Here is a 19768-nt window from a genome sequence, read left to right on the forward strand (position 1 = left end):
CTCATGGGATCAGTAGTGGATGACGGTGCGGATGCTCTTGCCTTCGTGCATCAGATCGAACGCCTCGTTGATCTGCTCGAGGGGCATGGTGTGGGTGATGAAGTCGTCCAGCTTGAACTCACCCTGCATGTAGCGCTGTACGTAGCTCGGCAGCTCGCTGCGACCGCGCACGCCGCCGAAGGCGCTGCCGCGCCACACCCGGCCGGTGACCAGCTGGAACGGACGGGTGCTGATCTCCTGGCCCGCACCGGCCACGCCGATGATGACCGACTCGCCCCAGCCCTTGTGGCAGCACTCCAGCGCCGCGCGCATCACCTTGACGTTGCCGATGCACTCGAAGGAGAAGTCGACGCCGCCGTCGGTCATCTCGACGATCACCTCCTGGATGGGCTTGTCGAAGTCGTTCGGGTTGATGCAGTCGGTGGCGCCCAGCTTGCGAGCCAGCTCGAACTTGCTCTCGTTGATGTCGATGGCGATGATGCGGCCGGCCTTGGCCAGGCGCGCGCCTATGATGGCAGAGAGGCCGATGCCCCCCAGCCCGAAGATGGCGACGCTCTCACCCTCTTTCACCTTGGCGGTGTTCATCACGGCGCCGATGCCGGTGGTGACGCCGCAGCCCAGCAGGCAGACCTCTTCCAGGGGGGCGGCCGGATCCACCTTGGCGATGGAGATCTCGGGCAGTACCGTGTATTCGCTGAAGGTGGAGGTGCCCATGTAGTGGTAGATAGGCTGGCCGTCCTTGGAGAAGCGGGTGGTGCCGTCCGGCATCAGCCCCTTGCCCTGGGTGGCGCGGATCTTCTGGCAAAGGTTGGTCTTGCCGGATTTGCAGAACTTGCACTCGCCGCACTCGGGGGTGTAGAGCGGGATCACGTGATCGCCGACCTTGACGCTGGTGACGCCCTCGCCGACGGACTCGACGATACCGCCCCCTTCATGGCCCAGGATGCAGGGGAAGACCCCTTCCGGATCTTCACCGGAGAGGGTGAAGGCATCGGTGTGGCAGACGCCGGTCGCGACGATCCGCACCCGCACCTCGCCGGCCTGGGGCGGCATGACCTCGACCTCTTCGATGGAGAGGGGCTGACCCGGTCCCCAGGCGATGGCGGCTTTACACTTGATGCTCTGAACCTGTGCCATGAATGACGTCCTCGTAGTGGTTGGATGAACGGAAATGAGTTCGGAGATCCAGTGTAGTTTCTCGCCGATTTGGTGATAATAACGCTAAGTATCAAATCACTTTTACACACAGGTAATAATGTTCGGCTGGGAAGGGGTCTGTGAATTTGTCAGCGTGGCGGAGCAGGGGGGCTTTACCCCGGCCGCGCGCAAGCTTGGGGTGTCGGTGGCCCAGGTGAGCCGCCAGGTGGCGCAGCTCGAAGACAGGCTGCAGGCCAAGCTGCTGCTGCGCACCACCCGCCAGGTGCGACTCACCGAACTCGGGGAGATCTATTTTCGCCACTGCCGCCAGTTGCTGGACAACCTCTACGAGGCGGAGCTGGCGGTGGGACGCCATCAGGCGGTGCCCCAGGGCTCCTTGCGCATCACGGCCCCTGTCTCCTACGGCGAGAGCCGCATCGCCCCCCTGGTGAACGACTTCATGGTGCGCTTCCCCCAGCTGGAGGTGACCCTCAACCTCACCAACCAGTTGCTGGATCTGGTGCACGAGGGGTTCGATCTGGCGATCCGCCTCGGCCACCTCAAGGATTCGACCCTGGTGGCCCGCAAGCTGGCGCAGCGGGTTCCTTATGTGTGCGCCTCCCCTGCCTACACCGCCCGCCACGGCATGCCCAACAGTCTCTCGGAGCTGGCCCGTCACACCTGCCTGGTGGGCAACGGGGACGAGTGGCACTTCACCCTGAACGGTAAACCCCACAGCGTGCGGGTACGCGGTCTGCTTCAGTGCAACAGCGGCCACGCCCTGCTGGATGCGGCCATCAAGGGGATCGGCATCATCCAGCTGCCGGACTACTACGTGAGCGACCACCTCGCCCGGGGGGAGCTCATCGAGCTGCTGCCGGAGCTGCGGGCCCCCGAGGAGGGGATCTGGGCCCTCTATCCCCACAACCGCCACCTCTCCCCCAAGGTGCGGCTGCTGGTGGACTATCTGGCCGAGCGCCTCAGCGATCCCCACCAACCCGCTCTGGTTCGGCCCATCGGTTGATGGGGGCGATACAGGTATAAGAAAGAGGCTTGAATGGGTTGGTAGAATACAAGTATTCATAAATGAATTTTTGTTTCAAATGAGCTTTTGTTGTTGTAGCCTGTCAAACGCAATAGACCTGCTCATACCGGGTCTTTATCCTCTTATTGCTAAGGAAGGTGCGAATAAGCGGGGAAATTCTTCTCGGCTGACTCAGTCATTTCATTTCTTCATGTTTGAGCCGATTTTTTCTCCCGTAAATGCCTTGAATCAGCCTATTTAGACCGTTTCTTCGCCATTTAAGGCGTTATCCCCAGTTTTTAGTGAGATCTCTCCCACTGACGTATCATTTGGTCCGCCCGAAACAGGTTGGCCAGCGTGAATAACATCGCCAGTTGGTTATCGTTTTTCAGCAACCCCTTGTATCTGGCTTTCACGAAGCCGAACTGTCGCTTGATGATGCGAAATGGGTGCTCCACCTTGGCCCGGATGCTGGCTTTCATGTATTCGATGTTGATGGCCGTTTTGTTCTTGCGTGGATGCTGTTTCAAGGTTCTTACCTTGCCGGGGCGCTCGGCGATCAGCCAGTCCACATCCACCTCGGCCAGCTCCTCGCGCTGTGGCGCCCCTTGGTAGCCGGCATCGGCTGAGACAAATTGCTCCTCTCCATGCAGCAGATTACCCAGCTGATTGAGGTCATGCTCGTTGGCCGCGGTGGTGACTAGGCTGTGGGTCAGGCCACTCTTGGCATCGACACCAATGTGGGCCTTCATGCCAAAGTGCCACTGATTGCCTTTCTTGGTCTGATGCATCTGCGGATCGCGTTGCTGCTCTTTGTTCTTGGTCGAGCTGGGTGCCTCAATGATGGTGGCATCGACCAAGGTGCCTTGAGTCATCATGACGCCTGCTTCGGCCAGCCAGCGATTGATGGTCTTGAACAATTGGCGGGCCAGTTGATGCTGCTCCAGCAGGTGGCGGAAATTCATGATGGTGGTGCGGTCCGGCAAGGCGCTATCCAGGGATAACCGGGCAAACAGACGCATGGAGGCGATTTCGTACAGAGCATCTTCCATCGCGCCATCGCTCAGGTTGTACCAATGCTGCATGCAGTGAATGCGTAACATGGTTTCCAGCGGATAAGGTCGCCGGCCATTACCAGCCTTGGGGTAAAACGGCTCGATGACTTCCACCATGTTTTGCCATGGCAGAATCTGCTCCATGCGGGACAAGAAAATCTCTTTTCTGGTCTGACGGCGCTTACTGCTGAATTCACTGTCGGCGAAGGTAAGTTGATGACTCATGATGAACCCTGTTCCATGGCTCCAGATGACAAACATGATCTCATATCAGGGACTTGTTCGCACCTTCCTTAGAATAGCGAAGCATAATCGGATGATCGCGTCATTTAGATTATCGCAATGCTTGATAGATACAACCAACCCGGCCTAAGCCGGGTTGGTTTTTTCAAAAGGCAGGAAAAATCAAAGCGCTTCCAATCTGGCATAGGCCGTCACCAACCACTTGGCGCCGACGTCGTCGAACTGGATCTGAACCCGGCTCTGCTGGCCGACCCCTTCGAAGTTGAGCACGATTCCTTCCCCGAATTTCGGATGGAGTACTCGCTGGCCGAGCTTGATGCCGCTGGCGTCGAAGCTCTGCTGCACCTCGTTCTGGCTGAAGCGGCCGTACTGGGTGGGGCGACTGACCTGAGTGCGCAGCCGGATCTCTTCCAGGCACTCGGCGGGCATTTCGCGGATAAAGCGGCTCGGCTTGTGGAACATCTCGCGGCCGTAGATGCGGCGGCTCTCGGCATAACAGATGTAGAGCTTCTCCATGGCGCGGGTCATGCCGACGTAACAGAGGCGGCGCTCCTCTTCCAGCCGGCCCGACTCCTCGGTGGATTGCTGGCTGGGGAACATGCCCTCTTCCACACCGACCAGCAGCACCAGGGGATATTCCAGCCCCTTGGCGCTGTGCAGGGTCATCAGTTGCACCGCGTCGGCATATTCGTCCGCCTGATTCTCGCCGGATTCCAGCGCCGCGTGGGCGAGGAAGGCGGAGAGATCGCTCATGTCTTCCAGCTCGTCCGGGCGCTGGTACTGGCGGCAGGCGGTGACCAGTTCGTCCAGGTTCTCTACCCGCGCCTGGGATTTCTCGCCTTTTTCCGCCAGATACATCGCCTTGAGGCCGGAGTGCTGGATGGCGATATCCGCCTGCTGGTGCAGGGGCAGCAGGGAGACCTGTTCCTCCAGCGCGTCGATGAGATCCACAAAGCCGCGCACCGCGTTACCGGCGCGACCGGTCAGCACCTTGTCGTTGAGCAGCGCCTTGGCCGATTGCCACAGGTTCTGGCCCTGATCCCGGGCGTTATTGCGCAGGATCTCGAGGGTGCGATCGCCGATGCCGCGGGTCGGGGTGTTGACCACCCGCTCGAAGCTGGCGTCGTCGCCCCGGTTGTTGATGAGGCGCAGGTAGGCCATGGCGTCTTTGATCTCTTGCCGCTCGAAGAAGCGCAGGCCGCCGTAGATGCGATAGGGCATGGCGTCCTGCATCAGCGCCTCTTCCAGCACCCGGGACTGGGCGTTGGAGCGATAGAGGATGGCGCAGTCGGCGAGCAGCCCCCCCTTCTCTTTCCAGTCCTTGAGGCGACCGACCACGAAGCGGGCCTCGTCCACCTCGTTGAAGGCGGCGTAGAGGGAAATCGGCTCGCCCTCGGCGCCTTCGGTCCACAGCTCCTTGCCGAGCCGCTCCGAGTTGTTGGCGATGACGCTGTTGGCGGCTTTGAGGATATTGGCGGTGGAGCGGTAGTTCTGCTCGAGGCGAATGGTCTCGGCGCCCTGATAGTCGGTCAGGAAGCGCTGGATGTTCTCAATCTTGGCGCCGCGCCAGCCGTAGATGGACTGGTCATCGTCGCCGACGATCATCACCTTGCCGGTGTCGCCGGCCAGCATCCGCAGCCAGGCGTACTGGATGCCGTTGGTATCCTGGAACTCGTCCACCAGGATGTTCTGGAAGCGGTCGCGATAGTGCTCGAGGATGTGGGGCTTGCCCAGCCACAGCTCGTGGGCGCGCAGCAGGAGTTCGGCAAAGTCCACCAGCCCGGAGCGATCGCAGGTCTCCTGATAGGTCTTGTAGATCTGCTGATAGGTGCGGGTGACGGGGTCTCCGTAGAGGTCGATGTCGCCGGGGCGCAAGCCCTCGTCCTTCTTGCCGTTGATGTAGCCCATCACGGCGCGGGGGGCCCAGTGCTTCTCGTCGAGGTTGAGGGCCTTGAGCACCCGCCGGATGAGGCGGTACTGGTCGTCGGAGTCGAGGATCTGGAAATCCTGCGGCAGGCCCGCATCCAGATGGTGGGCCCGCAGCAATCGGTGGGCGATGCCGTGGAAGGTACCGATCCACATGCCGCGCACGCCGTCGCCGATCACTTTTTCGACCCGGCCGCGCATCTCGGCCGCCGCCTTGTTGGTAAAGGTGACCGCGATGATGGAGAAGGGTGAACAGCGTTCCACCTGCATCAGCCAGGCGATACGGTGCACCAGCACCCGGGTCTTGCCCGAACCGGCACCGGCCAGCACCAGCAGGTTGCTGCGGGGCGCCGCAACGGCATCTCTTTGCTTGTCGTTGAGCCCGTCGAGCAGGGTTGAAACGTCCATCACCACTCCTGTTTATTTATACAGGCGGGGATTATACGGCCTGAGCCGCCAGAGACCAACCGGCAGGATCAACGAAGGGGGCGGTGATAGTTCCGGTATTGGCCCAGTACCTCACCGGAAAAGCTGAGCAACCGGGCGCGGGGGGCATCCAGCACCTGCTGGACGGGATCAAATCGAAGTGAAGCGGCCAGCATGCGGCCCTCAGGCAGGGTCACTTCCGTGTTCCCCATCACCAGCATGCCGTCCTGATAATGCCCATGCTCGAAGCGCACGATGACGTCATTCACCATCAAGGTACCCTGCTTGAGCTGCAGTGATGCTCGTTGCATCTCTCGCAACGCAAACAGACTGGACAATGACGGACGCCCGCTGGGCATCCGCTGCAAGTATTCGTGGGTGGTCAATTGATATTGCAACTGACCCTGACGATCGAAGACACGCTCCCGATAATCGGTGTAGCGCGTCAGCATGCCGGCAGCCTGTGCCACCGGCATCCACAACAGGAGCGCCCCCGTCAGGAGCGCTCCCACTGGTTTACAGCTGATCGGCACAGCTGACCTTGTTGTCATCCAGGTCGGTACAGGAGACGAAGACCTTGTCAAAGGTCGACCCGGCCACCGGTGTCATCTGGGTTGACCAGTCATAACCCACCCCCTTGGCATAGATGGCGGTGTGGCTTTCTTGATCTTCCTGCATCCAGCCGATGTTCTTCAGTGTGCCGCGATCGCTTTGGGCAAGTGCCTTGAACTCGTCGCTCGTGATGAGACACATGGGCTCTCCCATGGCCTTGGACAGCTCGGCATCCCGCGCCCCCACGGCGCCATCACAGCCGCCGGTCACCTTGATGGTCATGTCACTGCGATCCAGCATCTCATCGAAGAACGGCAGCACATTGATGTTGTACTTCACCCCCACCTCTTGAGGCTGCCAGCCCATGCCGGTATTGACGTATCGGGTCTCGACGCTTTCCCACTGGATAGTGGGCACAGTGCCTGCAAAGTGGTTCGCCAGCTCCTTGAGGGTCGCGGCATTGGCCTCGATCTCATCCTGGGTCAACGACTCGTCCAGCTTGCTCTGATCGATGGTCAGAGCGAGGCTCACCGCATCCTTCAACTGCGACTTGGCCTTGGCCAACCGTGCCTTGGCATCGTCGGTCAAACGGAAGAAATCGGCGTGCGCCACCAGCGCATCCGGCTCGATTTCCTGCTGACTGAACTGGGTCTCGAAGGTGCTGCTGCTCTCTTCATAGGTGGTGGTCGGCTGCATGCCCCAGGTGTCCTTGATGTGCATACGCGGCAAGATCACTTCTTCCTGCTGGGTGACATAGGCGCTGTCCGGACCGTACTGGTAGGAGGCGGCGATGTTGAGGGCCGATGCCATCGCCAGCGCCGAGGCCCGCAGGGCCTTGGCACCGTCGAGGTTGAGGGTGACGGTATCGTCATCGCCATAGGTGGCGCTGTAATCCGGATCCTGGATATCGGCCAGGGCAGCCGCGACGTTTTCCAGGCTGTCGGCATAGGCGCCCATCAGCTTGGCCACGTCACGGGTATATCCCTTGCCACCTTTGAGCGCCACGGAGGCGGTACCGGGAGTATGGATGATGACATCCATCACCTTGGCCAGGCTGGTGCTGTAACCACTGCCAATGGCGGACGAGGTGAAGCCCAGGCGTTCAGCCACTACGGGGTTGTTGGTCACCTCCAGCATGGTCAGCATGGCCAGCACGATCTGGCGATCGGCCTTGCCGCTCTCACCGGTCTCGGCCTGCAGGGTCTCCTTGTACTCCTTGAACTTGCTCTCGACGTCCAGGTTTTTCAGATCGGTCAGTTGCTGCAGATCGCTCAGCACCTTGTCGACCGCCACGGAGCGGCCATTGACGCCAGCCAGGGTGGCGGAGAGGTGGGCTTTCGCCGCAGCCAGAGAGACGACGGCTTTGGTGAGGCCCGCTGTTTTCAGCGCCTCGACCAGGGAGGTGTTGAAGGCGTCATCGCTACCCAGTTCGACGATCCCCAGTTGCGCGACCTGCGCCTTGTCGAGGGTGATGCCGTTCTCCGGATTGCTGTCGCTGTCGAGCGTCTGCAGCAATGCCGCAATGCGGATCGCTTTCTCCTTGTCGTCACCCGCCAGGGTGTAAGGGGTCACCAGCGAGTTGCCCGCCTTGAGGGTCACCGCCCCCAGGCGTTGGTTACCCAATGCGAATTCGCAGGTGTCGCCATCATCAAACAGGAATTCACCCTTGGCATTGGTGACACCGGTGTAATCGTTGCACCGATAGTCGAGGCCACCCACGACGGAATCCAGGAAGACGGCAGTGTGAAGAGGCTTGCTGCCGGTGTCGGTGCCACCGCCATTGTTGCCACCATTGCTGCCGCCACCGTTATCGTCACCACCGCCCCCGCAAGCGGTCAACATGACACCGGACAACACACAAGCCACTGCCATACTCAGCACGTTCTTTTTCATTTTTATCACCCGAACAAATGTAAAAAATACGCCCCCATCCCGGGGGCCAAGTTAACCCGGGTATAACCTAGCGTACCCATATGACAAACACCAATACATTTCCATATGAACGTGCTTGCCATCACGCAGGCCCCGAACGAGCAGGAAAAACGGCCACAGACGACGGCCCTGGGAGGGGAAATAGCCACCCATCGTGGGCTGTCACACCCGGGGCGGATCTCCTGGCGATCAGCCAGCCCGCCCGCCAACGTGGCGTCGATGAGGCCGCAGGGCTGGTGCCGATGGAAGCCAGTTTTTTCATCAGAGGAGGAAAACGGTTGCGCCTAACATCATGAATCCAAACACAAATGTCGATCGAGCCCTATTAATCCCGGAATTTAATTCTGCAAAAACATCATAAAACAAACACTTATAAGGCAATTTGCTTATATTTCAAACCGTTAACGCAAACGTTTTTCCTCTATGATCCCCTTGACCAACGGGCTGGCTCACTTACAGTTAGCCAGCGTGCTTTATGACCTGCCAAGACAGGTTGTGGACCCTCACATAACAATCAAGGATACGATCGTGACTAAAGTGCTCAAGCTGGCCACCGTGGCCGCCCTCACCCTCGCTGCCCTGTCCGCCCAGGCAGCCTCCGAGCCCGCCGTCATCTATGACACCGCAGGCAAATTCGACAAGTCCTTCAACGAGGCCGTGTTCCGCAACGGCGTCGAAGTCTACAACAAGGACAAAGGCGTCAAGGTCAAGGAGTTCGAACCCCAGAACGAAGCCCAGCGCGAGCAGGGCCTGCGTCGTCTGGCCAGCCGTGGCAACGGCCCCATCGTCGCCGTCGGCTTCAACATGGGTTCCGCAGTAGAGAAGGTTGCCACCGAGTTCCCGAACACCCAGTTCACCATCATCGACATGGTGGTCGACAAGCCGAACGTCCAGTCCCTCATCTTCAAGGAGCATGAAGGTTCCTTCCTGGTGGGTGCCCTGGCGGCCATCGCCTCCAAGACCGGCAAGGTCGGCTTCGTGGGCGGCATGGACATCCCGCTGATCCGCAAGTTCCAGTGCGGCTATGAGCAAGGCGCCAAGTACATCAATCCGAAGATCGACGTCTATCAGAACATGACCGGCTCCACCCCGGCAGCCTTCGCCGACCCGGCCAAGGGTGCAGAACTGGCCAAGTCCCAGTTCGCCAAGGGCGCCGATGTGGTCTATGCCGCCGCCGGTGGCACCGGTATCGGTGTCTATCAGGCTGCCAAGGACGAAGGCAAGCTGGCCATCGGTGTGGATTCCAACCAGAACCACCTGCAGCCGGGCACCATGCTGACCTCCATGGTCAAGTCCGTGGGTCTGGCCGCGTACAAGAGCTGGGATGACGCCGCCAAGGGCAGCTGGAAGCCGGGCATCCAGTCCCTGGGTCTGGCCGAAGGCGGTGTTGACTGGGCGCTGGACGAGAACAACGCCAAGCTGATCACCCCGGAGATGAAGGCCAAGGTCGAAGCCATCAAGGCCGACATCATCGCCGGCAAGATCAAGGTGCACGACTACATGAGCGACAACTCCTGCAAGTACTGAGTCCCTGCTACGACTCTCAACCAGTGATGACCGGCCCGCACGGGCCGGTTTTTAGTCTCTACTTCATGACCCGCAAGGACTGCATCATGGACCAGACAGATCGCTATGCCATCGAATTAAGGGGTATCGATAAGCGGTTCGGCGACGTGTACGCCAACAAGCAGATCGACCTTCAGGTTCGTAAAGGCAGTATTCACGGCATCGTCGGCGAAAATGGCGCCGGCAAGTCGACCCTGATGAGCATCATTTACGGTTTCTACCACGCCGACAGAGGCGAGATGCTGATCGACGGTAACCCCTTCAAACCCCATGGCTCCCAAGATGCGATTGCCGCCGGGGTGGGCATGGTGCACCAGCACTTCATGCTGGTGAACAACTTTACCGTATTGGAAAACGTCATCCTGGGGGCCGAGAACGGCTGGCGCCTGGGCAAGAGCCTGGCGGCCGCCGAGAAGCTGCTGGGCGAGCTGGCACGGGACTATGGTCTCGAGGTGCCGCTGCACGAGAAGGTCGAGGATCTGCCGGTAGGCCTGCAACAGCGGGTCGAGATCCTCAAGGCGCTCTATCGCGGTGCCCGCATCCTGATCCTCGACGAGCCCACCGGGGTGCTGACCCCGCAAGAGGCGGATCACCTGTTCGAGGTGCTGAAAAAGCTGCGGGATCAGGGGGCGACCGTCATCCTCATCACCCACAAGCTGCGGGAGATCCTGGCCATCACGGATCAGGTCTCCATCATGCGCCGGGGGGAGATGGTGGCCCATGTCGCCACCAAAGACACCGACAAGGAGCAGCTCGCCGAACTGATGGTGGGCCGCAAGGTGCGCCTCAAGGTCGACAAGGGCACCGCCCAGCCGGGCGAGGCCAAGCTCAAGGTCGAGGGCCTCTCTTACGTCGATGACGCCGGGGTGGAACGGGTCAAATCCGTCAGCTTCGAGGTGCGGGCGGGGGAAGTGGTCGGCATCGCCGGGGTCTCCGGCAACGGCCAGTCCGAGCTGCTCAGCATGCTCGGCGGCATCCTCAAGCCCAGCAAGGGCGGCTTCACCATCGCCGGGGCGCAGCGCCACGAGGTGAGCCAGAGCCACCCGGCCGACCCGGAGCAGGTGCGCAACTTCGGCCTGGGCCACATCCCGGAAGACAGGCACAAGATGGGGCTCATCAACCGCTTCGAGGCGAAAGAGGCCTTCATCCTCGGTTATCACCGCCGTGCCCAGTACAACAAGGGCTGGCTGCAGGACAAGGAGGCGATCCGCCAGGATTGCCAGGCCAAGATGGACAAGTGGGACGTGCGCCCGCCGAGCCCGGAGCACAAGACCGCCAACTTCTCCGGCGGCAACCAGCAGAAGCTGGTGATCGCCCGGGAAGTGGAGCAGGACCCGGATGTGCTGCTGGTCGGCCAGCCGACCCGGGGCGTCGACATCGGCGCCATCGAGTACATCCACCAGCAGATCATCGCCATGCGCGACAAGGGCAAGGCGGTGCTGCTGGTGTCGGTGGAGCTGGACGAGATCATGAGCCTCTCCGACCGCATTCTGGTCATCGCCGATGGCCGCATCGTCGGCGAGCTGGACGGCGCCAGGGCGGATGAACGCACCATAGGCCTGATGATGGCGAACATAGTTCCTGACGACGTGGCGGCAAGCCAATCACAAGGAGCCACATCATGAAGGTCACAACCACTTGTAACGGATTCGGCCTGATGATGGTCAACACACCAGTCCCCGACGATATCAAGGAGGCCCATTCATGAGCCAAGCACGTGTTCCTGCCTGGATATCCGTGGGCGTGCTGCCCGCAGTCAATATCCTGCTGGCCTTCCTGGTGTCGGCCATCCTGTTCTATTACCTCGACATCAGCCCCATCGAGGCAGCCGAAATCATGTGGTACGGCGCCTTCGGCACCGGCGAGGGGATAGGCTTCACCCTCTACTACGCCACCGGTTTCATCTTCACCGGTCTGGCGGTGGCGGTGGCCTTCCACGCCGGCCTGTTCAACATCGGCGGTGAGGGGCAGGCCTATATCGGCGGCCTCGGGGTCGGTCTGGTCTGTCTGCTGCTCGGGGACGTGCTGCCGTTCGCCCTCTTGCTGCCGCTCGCCATCATCGCCGGCGGCCTGTTCGGCGCTGCCTGGGCCTTCATCCCGGCCTGGCTGCAAGCCAAGCGGGGCAGCCACATCGTCATCACCACCATCATGTTCAACTTCATCGCCGCCTCCCTGATGGCCTACCTCTTGGTCGACGTCTTCAAGCCGCCAGGATCCATGGCCACCGAGAGCAAGGTGTTCGCCATGGCGAGCTGGCTGCCGAAGATGAGCGAGCTGCTGGCGGCGGTCGGCGTGACGGTGCCGAACAGCCCGCTCAACATCAGCTTCTTCTGGGCGCTGATCTGTGCGGCCCTGGTCTGGGTCTTCATCTGGCATACCCGCTGGGGCTACGAGATCCGCTCCGTGGGCGCCAGCCAGAGCGCCTCCGCCTACGCGGGCATCTCCTATCCCAAGGTGGTGATCCTGGCCATGGTGATCTCCGGCATGCTGGCGGGCTTCTTCGCCCTCAACGTGTTGCAGGGTGAGCTGCACCAGATCAAGCTCAACTTCGTGGAAGGCTTCGGCTTCACCGGCATCGCGGTGGCCCTGATGGGTCGCAACCACCCGGTCGGCGTCATCATCGCCAGCCTGCTGTTCGGCTTCCTCTACCAGGGCGGCGCCGAGCTCAGCTTCGAGTTCGGGGTGGACCGCAACATCGTCGTGGTGCTGCAGGGTCTGGTGATCCTGTTCTGCGGCGCCCTGGAGCACATGCTGCGCCCGCGCATCGAGCAGGCCTATCTGGCCTTTGCCAACCGCCCGGCCGCCCAAGTGAAAGGAGCCTGATCATGTTCGAAATGCTGATCCTGATGCTGGACGCGACCATTCGTACCGCGCCTCCGCTCATTCTTGCCGCTATGGCCGGGATGTTTTGTGAACGCTCCGGGGTAGTCAACATCGCCCTGGAGGGCAAGCTGCTGGCCTCCGCCTTCGCCAGTGCGGCGGCGGCCGCCGTCACCGGTTCCGCCTGGATTGGGCTGGGGGTCGGGGTGGGGATCTCCATCCTGTTCGCCCTGCTGCACGGCTTCGCCACCATCACCCACCGGGGTGATCAGGTGGTGAGCGGCATGGCCATCAACATCCTGGCGGCCGGTCTCACCGTGACCCTGGGGCGCTACTGGTTCGATCAGGGGGGCCAGACCCCGGCGCTCTCCGGCGCGGCGCGCTTCGCCCCCATCGACCTGCCCTATGTCAAGGAGCTCTATGACGTGCCCGTCATCGGCCAGCTCTACAGCGAGCTCTTGAGCGGTCACTCCCTGCTGGAGTACGTGGCCTTCGCCGCCGTGCCCCTGGCCTGGTGGGTGCTGTTCCGCACCCGCTTCGGCCTGCGGCTGCGGGCGGTGGGCGAGGCACCGGCTGCGGTGGATACCGCCGGTATCTCCGTGGTGCGGATGCGCTATACCGCCCTCATCATCGGCGGCCTGCTGGCGGGGATCGGGGGCACCTATTTGGCGGTAGCCCAGACCGCCCAGTTCATCCCCAACATGAGCGCGGGCAAGGGCTTCATGGCGCTGGCGGCTCTGGTGTTCGGCAAGTGGCGCCCCTGGAACGCCATGGCGGCCTGTCTGCTGTTCGGCTTCCTCGACGCGGTCGCCATCCGGCTGCAAGGGGTCAGCATCGGCGATTTCCCGATCCCGGTGCAGGCCATCGAGGCGCTGCCCTACATCCTGACGGTCTTCCTGCTGGCCGGTTTCATCGGCAAGGCGGTGGCCCCCAAGGCCCTCGGCACCCCCTACGTCAAGGAGCGGGAATAGCCCCGCCCTTCATGCCATGCAAAAGGCCCGCACATGCGGGCCTTTTCTTTGAGATATCCAGGATGTTCTTGGCTGAATAGAAAAATAACCCGGCCTGTACAGATCTAGTTATCACCTGACACCGGCCTCAAACCGGTGTCTTGTTTACGCTACTTTAGTGCGCACTTCCTTCGGTATCAATTTCAGACCCTTCTTGAACATGCTGTAGGGGGTCTGACCCTCCATCATCCTGCCCTGATGTGGCCGCTGGGTGTTGTAGTGTCCCAGGTAGCTATCCAGGTCTGTCTGCATCTGTTCTACCGACTCATACCAGGTCGTTCTCCCCTTGATACGGAAGTGTTCATCCAGCAGGGTGCGATGTAGCCGCTCGATAAAGCCGTTGCTCTGCGGCCTGCGTACCTTGGTGGTCCGGTGCTCAATCCCCTCCAGTTGCAGGAACAGCTCGTAGGGGTGATGGTCAGGGCGCCCGCAGAACTCGCGCCCGTTATCTGACAGGATGGTATAGACCCGCGCCTCGTGAGCCTCGAAGAACGGCAGGACCGTTTCGTTGAGCACATGGACCGAGGTCACCGGCAGCTTGCTGGTGTAGAGCCGTCCCCAGGCGTGGCGGCTGTAGCAGTCCAGTACGGTTTGCAGATACACCTTGCCCACCCCCTTGAGTGCGCCGACGAAGAAGGTGTCGACCGCCACCAGTTCCCCGGTGTAGTGAACCTCAATTTGGCGTTCGCGAAACTCGGGGCTGAAGCGCTCGAGCAGGCGGATCTGCTCGTCATTGAGCTCAATCGTCTGTTCCCTGTGGGTTTTCTCGAGGCGCAACAAGCGGTCATGCTTGGAGAGCAAGTCGTGACGTTGCCACACGCCACGCACACCGCCCGCACTGACGTTGATGCCTTGCAGAGCCAGTTCTTGCGCGACCCGCAGCGGGCCATGGGTTGGTCTGGTGAGAGAGTAATCGAGGATAGCCTGTTCAATCTCGGGAGCGACCCGGTTGGGATGCGCCCCTTTACAGCCGGGTAGTTTGTCGAGCAAGCCCTCGGCGCCATAGGTCTGATAGTTACGGCGAATTTCGTAGAACTGCTGACGGCTGTAGCCGATGAGCTTGCAGGCTTTGCTGACGTTATTGAGCTCTTTGGCGAGCTCTAGCAGGCTGAGTTTGCGACGTGCTACTTTCTCGTTGGTGGTCATACGGTGACTCCGGATAACACGGTAGGGGTACCGTTTTGTTATCCGGTTTGAAGCCGTATGACCACTCCCTTTTGTGGGCAACTGTCAGGTGAATACCATCTCCATACACATTGTCCACCATTAAAAACTCCCATGCCAATCGCTCGCAGCGCCGCAAATTCTTAGGTCTTTTTTGAGAGGTGTAGGTTCGATTCCGCGATCGTCCGATTACGCTTCGCTAATCGAACCTACACGCAGCATAAGATGGGTTATCGGTATCGTGGCCGAGAGGCATAAACCCCAGGCTCGCCTGTCTGGCTCACCGCAACTGAAACGCCTTGACGATAAATTCGATAAAGAGCCGCACGTTGCGGGACTGCTCCTTGTGGAAGGGGTAGACGGCGAACAGGGCGTGGGGGTCGGGTTGCCAGTCGGGGAGCAGTTTGACCAGGGTGCCGTCTGCCAGTTCGTTCGACACGAATTCATCCGGTACCAGGATCACCCCGAGCCCCTGCACCGCCGCCTGTTTCAGGGCGATGCCGTTGTTGGCGCAGAAGCTGGCGGGGGGCAGTTCCACCGCCACGCTCTCCGCGTCCCGGGTGAAGAACCATTTGTTGGGGGAGGAGGAGAGGCTGTAGCGCAGGCAGTTGTGGCCCTTGAGATCCGCCGGGTGGGCGGGTTGGCCCGCCTCCTTCAGGTAATCGGGGGCGGCGCAGAGCACCCGCTGCACCTCGCACAGGGGTTTGGCGCGCAGGGTGGAGTCCTCCAGGGTGCCAGCCCCCCGGATCACCACGTCCAGCCCCTGATCCACCAGATCCATGTAGGCGTCGCTCAGGATCACCTCGATGCCGATTTCCGGATAGCGGCGCTGGAATTCGCAGACAAGGGGGTTGAGCCGGATCAGCCCGTAGGACATGGGCATGCCGATCCTCAGCCTGCCCCTGGGGGTGAAGGAGGCGGCCATGATGGACTGGTCGGCGGCCTCCAGGCTGTCCAGCACGGCGCATATCTGGCCGTAATAGGCCATGCCCGATTCGGTGACGCTCAGCCGCCGGGTGGTGCGGTTGATCAGCGCAATGCCGAGAAAGGCTTCCAGCTCGTTGATGTTCTTGCTGACCGCCGCCTGGGAGAGGCGCAGGTCGTCCGCCGCCGCCCTGAAGGTGCCCATTTCCACCACCCGGCGAAAGACGTTCAGCGCCGTGATCTTGTTCATCCTGCCCCCGTTAATTCACTACTGGTAAATGATGGCGCCATCATTGCGCACTTTTATCACAATAGTGCGGATCCCCGGGGTGTCCACCCCCCATCCCCCCCAGACAGAGAGTGGCCCGTGGCAGACCGGCCCGGATCATGGCCCTGCGGCCCGTGACGGGCCCGGCAGAGACGCAGGTGAAAGAGAGGCGATGAGCCCCGGGCACCCCGGCCCGTGACGGCAGGCATAAAAGCAGGCGGCAGGGCCCGGGCCCCGCCGCCAGATGGCACGCACCGGCTTACTGCACCTTGCCGGGGGCGGGGGGCAGGGTGATGCCGACATCGGCCCAGGGGTTGGTGCCAAGCAGCTGGGCGTGGGGCACGTCCGCCTGGTAGCGCATGGTGAATGCCCTGGGGCCGTGGGCGAAGGCCACCAACAGCCCCTGTTTTGCATCCATCAGCCCGGCGTGCATGCCGAGCCCGTGATAGCTGATCCGCACGGCCTTGTCCTCCAGGCCCACCTTGTCTATCTGGAAGCGGGCGATGCTGCCGTCTTTGAGGGTAAAGCCCCAGCGGAACGGGCCGCCGCTGACCACCGTCATCACCTCGTCGATGTCGGTGCCGTCCTCGGCGGAGTTGACGTGCATGCGGCCATATTTGCCGAGCACGGCGCTGCGGGTGCGCTCGTCCAGCGCCATCAGGTCATAGACCTTGGGGTAGGGGCCGACGCCGGTCTCCTCGGTGGCGACGCCGCCCCCTTGCACCGCAGGCTCGCGCCCTGCGAGCCTGGCCTGCTCCAGCAGCTCCCCCTGACTCAGGTTGAAGGCCGCAATCAGGGCGCCGTGCTCCGCTTTGGTCAACGCGCGGCGGTGGGAGGCTTCAAGCAGCGGCCTGGCGGCCTCGGGAATGTCGACGGTGACCACGTTGACGCCGATGGGGTTGAGTGCGTTGTTGACCGCCTCGACCCCGGTCACGGCGGGGCGGCCATCGCTGAACTGCACCGAGACCAGGTCACCGGCGAAGGTGTTGAAAGAGAAGGCCGAGGCGAGGGTGCCGGCCAGCAACGGGATATGGGTGAGTTTCATACAAGACTCCTCGTTAAGGTTCGAGAAGCAGTCTAGGGCGGTGATGTGTTCACTGAAATGACACTCGGATGATATGAAAATTCACTGATAGTAATGAATCGTGGGGATCAGGGTCGTCGGCCCGCCCCGGGGGAGAGCACCCTCTGCCAGAGGGTGTGAGCCCGGTTGACGCAACGGGGCCCGGGTTGTGGTATGACTCGGGGCGTCATCAAACAGAACCTGTCGGAGGACGAGACAATGCTGGCGTTGATCACCACGGCGCACCACACCTGCTACCCCAATCCCATCGCCTTTCGGGCCGGAGAGCGGGTACGCATCGGCCACGAGGACGACGAGTTTCCTGGCTGGGTGCGCACCTTTACCGCAGACGGCAACGAGGGGTGGGCGCCCCTGTCCCTGCTGACCCCGATCGGCGCCGGGGAGGCGCAGGCGCGCCAGGACTATACCGCCCGGGAGCTGGATGTGGCGGTGGGGGAGCGGGTACGGGTGGATCGGGAGCTGGCAGGCTGGCTCTGGGTTCACAACGAAGCGGGGCAATCAGGCTGGATACCGGCAAGCTGCATCGCCTCGCCCTCATAAGGTGGCAGCGGCTCGGAGAAGGAGTAGAGCGGAGAGAGAAACCCGGCCAGCGACGGGGCGTGCGGCCGGGTGAATTGTAAAGAGTAGGGTGACGGAAAACGGGATCAGCCTAGTCTAATCAACTCGATGGGGGCGTAGCGCTCCTGGCTGTTCGTCAGCAGCACGCACTTCTCATGTTCCGCCTCATAGGGGGTCAGGTTGTCGGTGTGCGCCTCCTTGAGGGTGTCGACCGCGCCGGTGGCGGCAATCATTACCCGTTGGCCCAGGGTCAGCACATTGCGGTTTCGATCGTAGATCTTCATGGCATTCTCCTTGTGGGATGGGTGCCCCGGCCCGTGCCGGGGCAACGGGCTCCAGACTACGCCCCTCGAAAAAAGAGATGCCTGTCACAGATCAAAAAAAGGGGAAAGAGGGACTCGGGGCGGCGACGGGGCGCGGCGTTCTGGTCTCGCTGCCCGCCGGTGATCGCCACTGCCTGTCGCAGGGCAAGGAGGACGCCCTCGCTTTTCATCCCCTCGGGCTCGAACTGCAAGGGGGATGCGCTATAGTGGAGCCGCTCGTTTTACTGCCTTCAACCAACCGAGAGTGCATTATGAATCGTGATATCGCAGCCCAGTTCATCAAGATGCTGACCAACCTGGACCAGTGTCTGGCCAAGGCCGAGGCCCACGCCGAGGCAAAGAAATTCAACGTGGACAACTTCTTCAATGAGCGCCTCATCGTCGACATGCTGCCCCTGAGCAAGCAGGTGCTGATCTGCTGTGACAGCGCCCGCGCCGTGGTGGCCACCGCCAGCCTGAGCGAGCCGCCGGTGCTGGGGGATGATCCCAAGACCATGGCGGATCTGCGCGCCCACGTGGCCAAGACCATCGCCTACCTGCAAGGCAAGCTGGAGGCGGATTTCAGCCAGTATGCGAGCGGCCACTACTACCCCTACTGGGCCGGTGGCAAGGGGATGGACGGCCATAGCTGCGTGCATGAGTACGGCATCCCGAACTTCTACTTCCACCTCACCATGACCTATGCCCTGCTGCGCCAGGCCGGGGTGGATCTGGGCAAGCGGGATTACCTGGGCGGTCTGAACCTGCAATAAACCGCGCTTCAGCGACAACAAAGCCTGCCCCCTGGCAGGCTTTGTCGTTTTCGGCCCGGCTCAGCGCCCCAGGTTGTCGGCCAGTTGTTTGGCGCGGCTTGCGGCCCACTGATCGATCATTTTCTCCATCTCCAGGGCGGTGATGGGGGAATCCTTGTGGGTGGTGTCCGGGCTCTCGCGAGCGTCCATCACCCGCACCAGCAGCTTGCCGCTCTGGGCGTCGAGCAACTGTGCCATGCTGCCCACCTTGAGCAGATAGGGCTCCTTGCCTATTACCTCGCGGGTGACGTTGATGGCGATCTTGGCGGGCAGCAGATCCCGCAGCTTGGGGTCGGGCCGGGTCAGGTCGAAGTTGGTGATGGCCGCCTGCACCCGCCCAGCAGGGCGGCGGCCATGGTCATCATCAAGACTCGTTTCATGGGGGCTCCTGGCGGTGGATGGTCGCTGCAAGAGCGCAGCCCGCCCTGCCCACAGAGATACCTGATCAGGCCCCTCTCTCACAAGGGGTATCTATGTGGGGGCCACCGGGGGAGCCCCCGTGTCGGGTCACTCGGCGGGGATCTCGGGCTCCACCAGGGTGGCGAGCTGCATCAGGGACTCCTGCCAGCCGAGGTAGCACATCTCCACCGGGATGACCGCCGGTATACCCGCCTGTTCGATGGCGAGATCGGTGCCGCACAGCACCTGGGTGAGGGTGATGGTGACCTGCATCTCCCCCGGCAGGTTGGGGTCGTCGAAGCGGTCGGTGTAGCGGATGCGCTTGCCCGGCTCCAGCGCGAGATACTCGCCGCCGAAGGCGTGGGTGTGGCCGCTGGCGAAGTGGGTGAACGACATCCTGAACTGGCCGCCGACCCTGGCATCCAGCGCCGCCACCTTGCAGGTGAAGCCATGGGGGGGCAGCCATTTGGCCAGGGCGTCCGGCTCGATAAAGGCCTGGTAAACCCGCTGTGGCGGGGCCTTGAGCACGCGATGCAGGGTGACTGTGTTCATGGGGGACTCCTCTT

17 protein-coding genes and 1 pseudogene are annotated in these 19768 nt (G+C 61.8%); 7 read left to right on the forward strand and 11 right to left on the reverse strand.

From position 1 onward, the window contains the following. Nucleotides 1-9: 9 nt before the first annotated feature. A complete protein-coding gene (locus ACPW74_RS20670) occupies nucleotides 10-1137 on the reverse strand; it encodes an S-(hydroxymethyl)glutathione dehydrogenase/class III alcohol dehydrogenase (protein WP_041212135.1) in 1128 nt (375 codons plus the stop codon). A gap of 118 nt (nucleotides 1138-1255) precedes the next feature. Here ACPW74_RS20670 and ACPW74_RS20675 point away from each other — a divergent pair, with 118 nt between their 5' ends. Continuing rightward, entirely contained in the window at nucleotides 1256-2161 is a 906-nt protein-coding gene (locus ACPW74_RS20675; RefSeq protein WP_039039541.1) for a LysR substrate-binding domain-containing protein, read from the forward strand. Between the two features lie 299 nt (nucleotides 2162-2460). Here the strand turns inward: ACPW74_RS20675 and ACPW74_RS20680 are convergent, their stop codons facing one another. From ACPW74_RS20680 to ACPW74_RS20695, 4 genes are all read right to left on the reverse strand, one after another. After that, nucleotides 2461-3441 (reverse strand): IS5-like element IS5 family transposase, encoded by a 981-nt coding sequence (locus ACPW74_RS20680; protein WP_026141915.1) that lies wholly within the window; start codon nucleotides 3439-3441, stop codon nucleotides 2461-2463. A 180-nt stretch (nucleotides 3442-3621) separates the two neighbouring features. Then, nucleotides 3622-5793 carry a DNA helicase II gene (uvrD, locus tag ACPW74_RS20685; protein WP_279980939.1) on the reverse strand — a complete coding sequence of 724 codons (2172 nt, stop codon included), beginning with the start codon at nucleotides 5791-5793 and terminating at the stop codon, nucleotides 3622-3624. Nucleotides 5794-5861: 68 nt separating this feature from the next. Continuing rightward, a complete protein-coding gene (locus ACPW74_RS20690) occupies nucleotides 5862-6323 on the reverse strand; it encodes a hypothetical protein (RefSeq protein WP_155488294.1) in 462 nt (153 codons plus the stop codon). A gap of 4 nt (nucleotides 6324-6327) precedes the next feature. Further along, nucleotides 6328-8256 (reverse strand): hypothetical protein, encoded by a 1929-nt coding sequence (locus tag ACPW74_RS20695; protein ID WP_279980941.1) that lies wholly within the window; start codon nucleotides 8254-8256, stop codon nucleotides 6328-6330. 567 nt (nucleotides 8257-8823) lie between these two features. Between ACPW74_RS20695 and ACPW74_RS20700 the strand changes: the two genes are divergently transcribed. The 4 genes from ACPW74_RS20700 to ACPW74_RS20715 all read left to right on the forward strand — a co-directional run bounded on the left by ACPW74_RS20700 (nucleotide 8824) and on the right by ACPW74_RS20715 (nucleotide 13652). Then, nucleotides 8824-9822, forward strand: coding sequence for a BMP family lipoprotein (locus ACPW74_RS20700; protein ID WP_039039539.1), 999 nt, complete (start codon nucleotides 8824-8826; stop codon nucleotides 9820-9822). An 86-nt stretch (nucleotides 9823-9908) separates the two neighbouring features. Beyond that, nucleotides 9909-11486: an ABC transporter ATP-binding protein gene (locus ACPW74_RS20705; protein ID WP_039039558.1), complete on the forward strand. Its 1578-nt coding sequence runs from the start codon at nucleotides 9909-9911 to the stop codon at nucleotides 11484-11486. Between the two features lie 79 nt (nucleotides 11487-11565). Next, nucleotides 11566-12684: an ABC transporter permease gene (locus tag ACPW74_RS20710; RefSeq protein WP_048209188.1), complete on the forward strand. Its 1119-nt coding sequence runs from the start codon at nucleotides 11566-11568 to the stop codon at nucleotides 12682-12684. Nucleotides 12685-12686: 2 nt separating this feature from the next. Continuing rightward, the gene (locus ACPW74_RS20715; protein WP_425858460.1) at nucleotides 12687-13652 is read left to right on the forward strand and encodes an ABC transporter permease; all 966 of its coding nucleotides are present in this window, start codon (nucleotides 12687-12689) and stop codon (nucleotides 13650-13652) included. Between the two features lie 144 nt (nucleotides 13653-13796). On the opposite strand, the gene ACPW74_RS20720 is transcribed toward ACPW74_RS20715, so the two are convergent. The 3 genes from ACPW74_RS20720 to ACPW74_RS20730 form a co-directional block, all read right to left on the reverse strand. Next, nucleotides 13797-14837, reverse strand: coding sequence for an IS481-like element ISAs19 family transposase (locus ACPW74_RS20720; protein ID WP_104452167.1), 1041 nt, complete (start codon nucleotides 14835-14837; stop codon nucleotides 13797-13799). Between the two features lie 298 nt (nucleotides 14838-15135). Continuing rightward, nucleotides 15136-16029 carry a LysR family transcriptional regulator gene (locus ACPW74_RS20725; RefSeq protein ID WP_279980943.1) on the reverse strand — a complete coding sequence of 298 codons (894 nt, stop codon included), beginning with the start codon at nucleotides 16027-16029 and terminating at the stop codon, nucleotides 15136-15138. A 277-nt stretch (nucleotides 16030-16306) separates the two neighbouring features. Beyond that, entirely contained in the window at nucleotides 16307-17092 is a 786-nt protein-coding gene (locus ACPW74_RS20730) for a hypothetical protein (protein ID WP_104452049.1), read from the reverse strand. Between the two features lie 237 nt (nucleotides 17093-17329). Here ACPW74_RS20730 and ACPW74_RS20735 point away from each other — a divergent pair, with 237 nt between their 5' ends. Beyond that, on the forward strand, nucleotides 17330-17671 hold the full coding sequence (locus ACPW74_RS20735) for an SH3 domain-containing protein (RefSeq protein ID WP_042864616.1): 342 nt from the start codon (nucleotides 17330-17332) through the stop codon (nucleotides 17669-17671). Between the two features lie 104 nt (nucleotides 17672-17775). On the opposite strand, the gene ydfZ is transcribed toward ACPW74_RS20735, so the two are convergent. Further along, nucleotides 17776-17973 (reverse strand): putative selenium delivery protein YdfZ, encoded by a 198-nt coding sequence (gene ydfZ, locus ACPW74_RS20740; RefSeq protein ID WP_010672483.1) that lies wholly within the window; start codon nucleotides 17971-17973, stop codon nucleotides 17776-17778. 290 nt (nucleotides 17974-18263) lie between these two features. Here ydfZ and ACPW74_RS20745 point away from each other — a divergent pair, with 290 nt between their 5' ends. Continuing rightward, the gene (locus ACPW74_RS20745; RefSeq protein ID WP_039039533.1) at nucleotides 18264-18764 is read left to right on the forward strand and encodes a DUF1993 domain-containing protein; all 501 of its coding nucleotides are present in this window, start codon (nucleotides 18264-18266) and stop codon (nucleotides 18762-18764) included. 60 nt (nucleotides 18765-18824) lie between these two features. Here ACPW74_RS20745 and ACPW74_RS20750 read toward each other — a convergent pair. Further along, nucleotides 18825-19139: pseudogene (locus ACPW74_RS20750) on the reverse strand (DUF3313 family protein); the annotation flags it as partial. Between the two features lie 171 nt (nucleotides 19140-19310). Beyond that, nucleotides 19311-19754 (reverse strand): SRPBCC family protein, encoded by a 444-nt coding sequence (locus ACPW74_RS20755; protein WP_042882233.1) that lies wholly within the window; start codon nucleotides 19752-19754, stop codon nucleotides 19311-19313. Nucleotides 19755-19768: the final 14 nt, after the last annotated feature.

This window comes from Aeromonas sp. INTO2 (genome assembly GCF_049860605.1).
GTDB classification, from domain to species: domain Bacteria; phylum Pseudomonadota; class Gammaproteobacteria; order Enterobacterales; family Aeromonadaceae; genus Aeromonas; species Aeromonas caviae.

What these genes read in the sequence shown, in the direction of transcription:
- ydfZ (WP_010672483.1), bottom strand. Translation starts at nt 17,973, where the DNA reads ATGAAGATCTACGATCGAAACCGCAATGTGCTGACCCTGGGCCAACGG.
- ACPW74_RS20720 (WP_104452167.1), bottom strand. Translation starts at nt 14,837, where the DNA reads ATGACCACCAACGAGAAAGTAGCACGTCGCAAACTCAGCCTGCTAGAG.
- ACPW74_RS20745 (WP_039039533.1), top strand. Translation starts at nt 18,264, where the DNA reads ATGAATCGTGATATCGCAGCCCAGTTCATCAAGATGCTGACCAACCTG.
- ACPW74_RS20675 (WP_039039541.1), top strand. Translation starts at nt 1,256, where the DNA reads ATGTTCGGCTGGGAAGGGGTCTGTGAATTTGTCAGCGTGGCGGAGCAG.
- ACPW74_RS20680 (WP_026141915.1), bottom strand. Translation starts at nt 3,441, where the DNA reads ATGAGTCATCAACTTACCTTCGCCGACAGTGAATTCAGCAGTAAGCGC.
- ACPW74_RS20670 (WP_041212135.1), bottom strand. Translation starts at nt 1,137, where the DNA reads ATGGCACAGGTTCAGAGCATCAAGTGTAAAGCCGCCATCGCCTGGGGA.
- ACPW74_RS20695 (WP_279980941.1), bottom strand. Translation starts at nt 8,256, where the DNA reads ATGAAAAAGAACGTGCTGAGTATGGCAGTGGCTTGTGTGTTGTCCGGT.
- ACPW74_RS20710 (WP_048209188.1), top strand. Translation starts at nt 11,566, where the DNA reads ATGAGCCAAGCACGTGTTCCTGCCTGGATATCCGTGGGCGTGCTGCCC.
- ACPW74_RS20735 (WP_042864616.1), top strand. Translation starts at nt 17,330, where the DNA reads ATGCTGGCGTTGATCACCACGGCGCACCACACCTGCTACCCCAATCCC.
- ACPW74_RS20715 (WP_425858460.1), top strand. Translation starts at nt 12,687, where the DNA reads ATGTTCGAAATGCTGATCCTGATGCTGGACGCGACCATTCGTACCGCG.
- ACPW74_RS20730 (WP_104452049.1), bottom strand. Translation starts at nt 17,092, where the DNA reads ATGAAACTCACCCATATCCCGTTGCTGGCCGGCACCCTCGCCTCGGCC.
- ACPW74_RS20725 (WP_279980943.1), bottom strand. Translation starts at nt 16,029, where the DNA reads ATGAACAAGATCACGGCGCTGAACGTCTTTCGCCGGGTGGTGGAAATG.
- uvrD (WP_279980939.1), bottom strand. Translation starts at nt 5,793, where the DNA reads ATGGACGTTTCAACCCTGCTCGACGGGCTCAACGACAAGCAAAGAGAT.
- ACPW74_RS20755 (WP_042882233.1), bottom strand. Translation starts at nt 19,754, where the DNA reads ATGAACACAGTCACCCTGCATCGCGTGCTCAAGGCCCCGCCACAGCGG.
- ACPW74_RS20705 (WP_039039558.1), top strand. Translation starts at nt 9,909, where the DNA reads ATGGACCAGACAGATCGCTATGCCATCGAATTAAGGGGTATCGATAAG.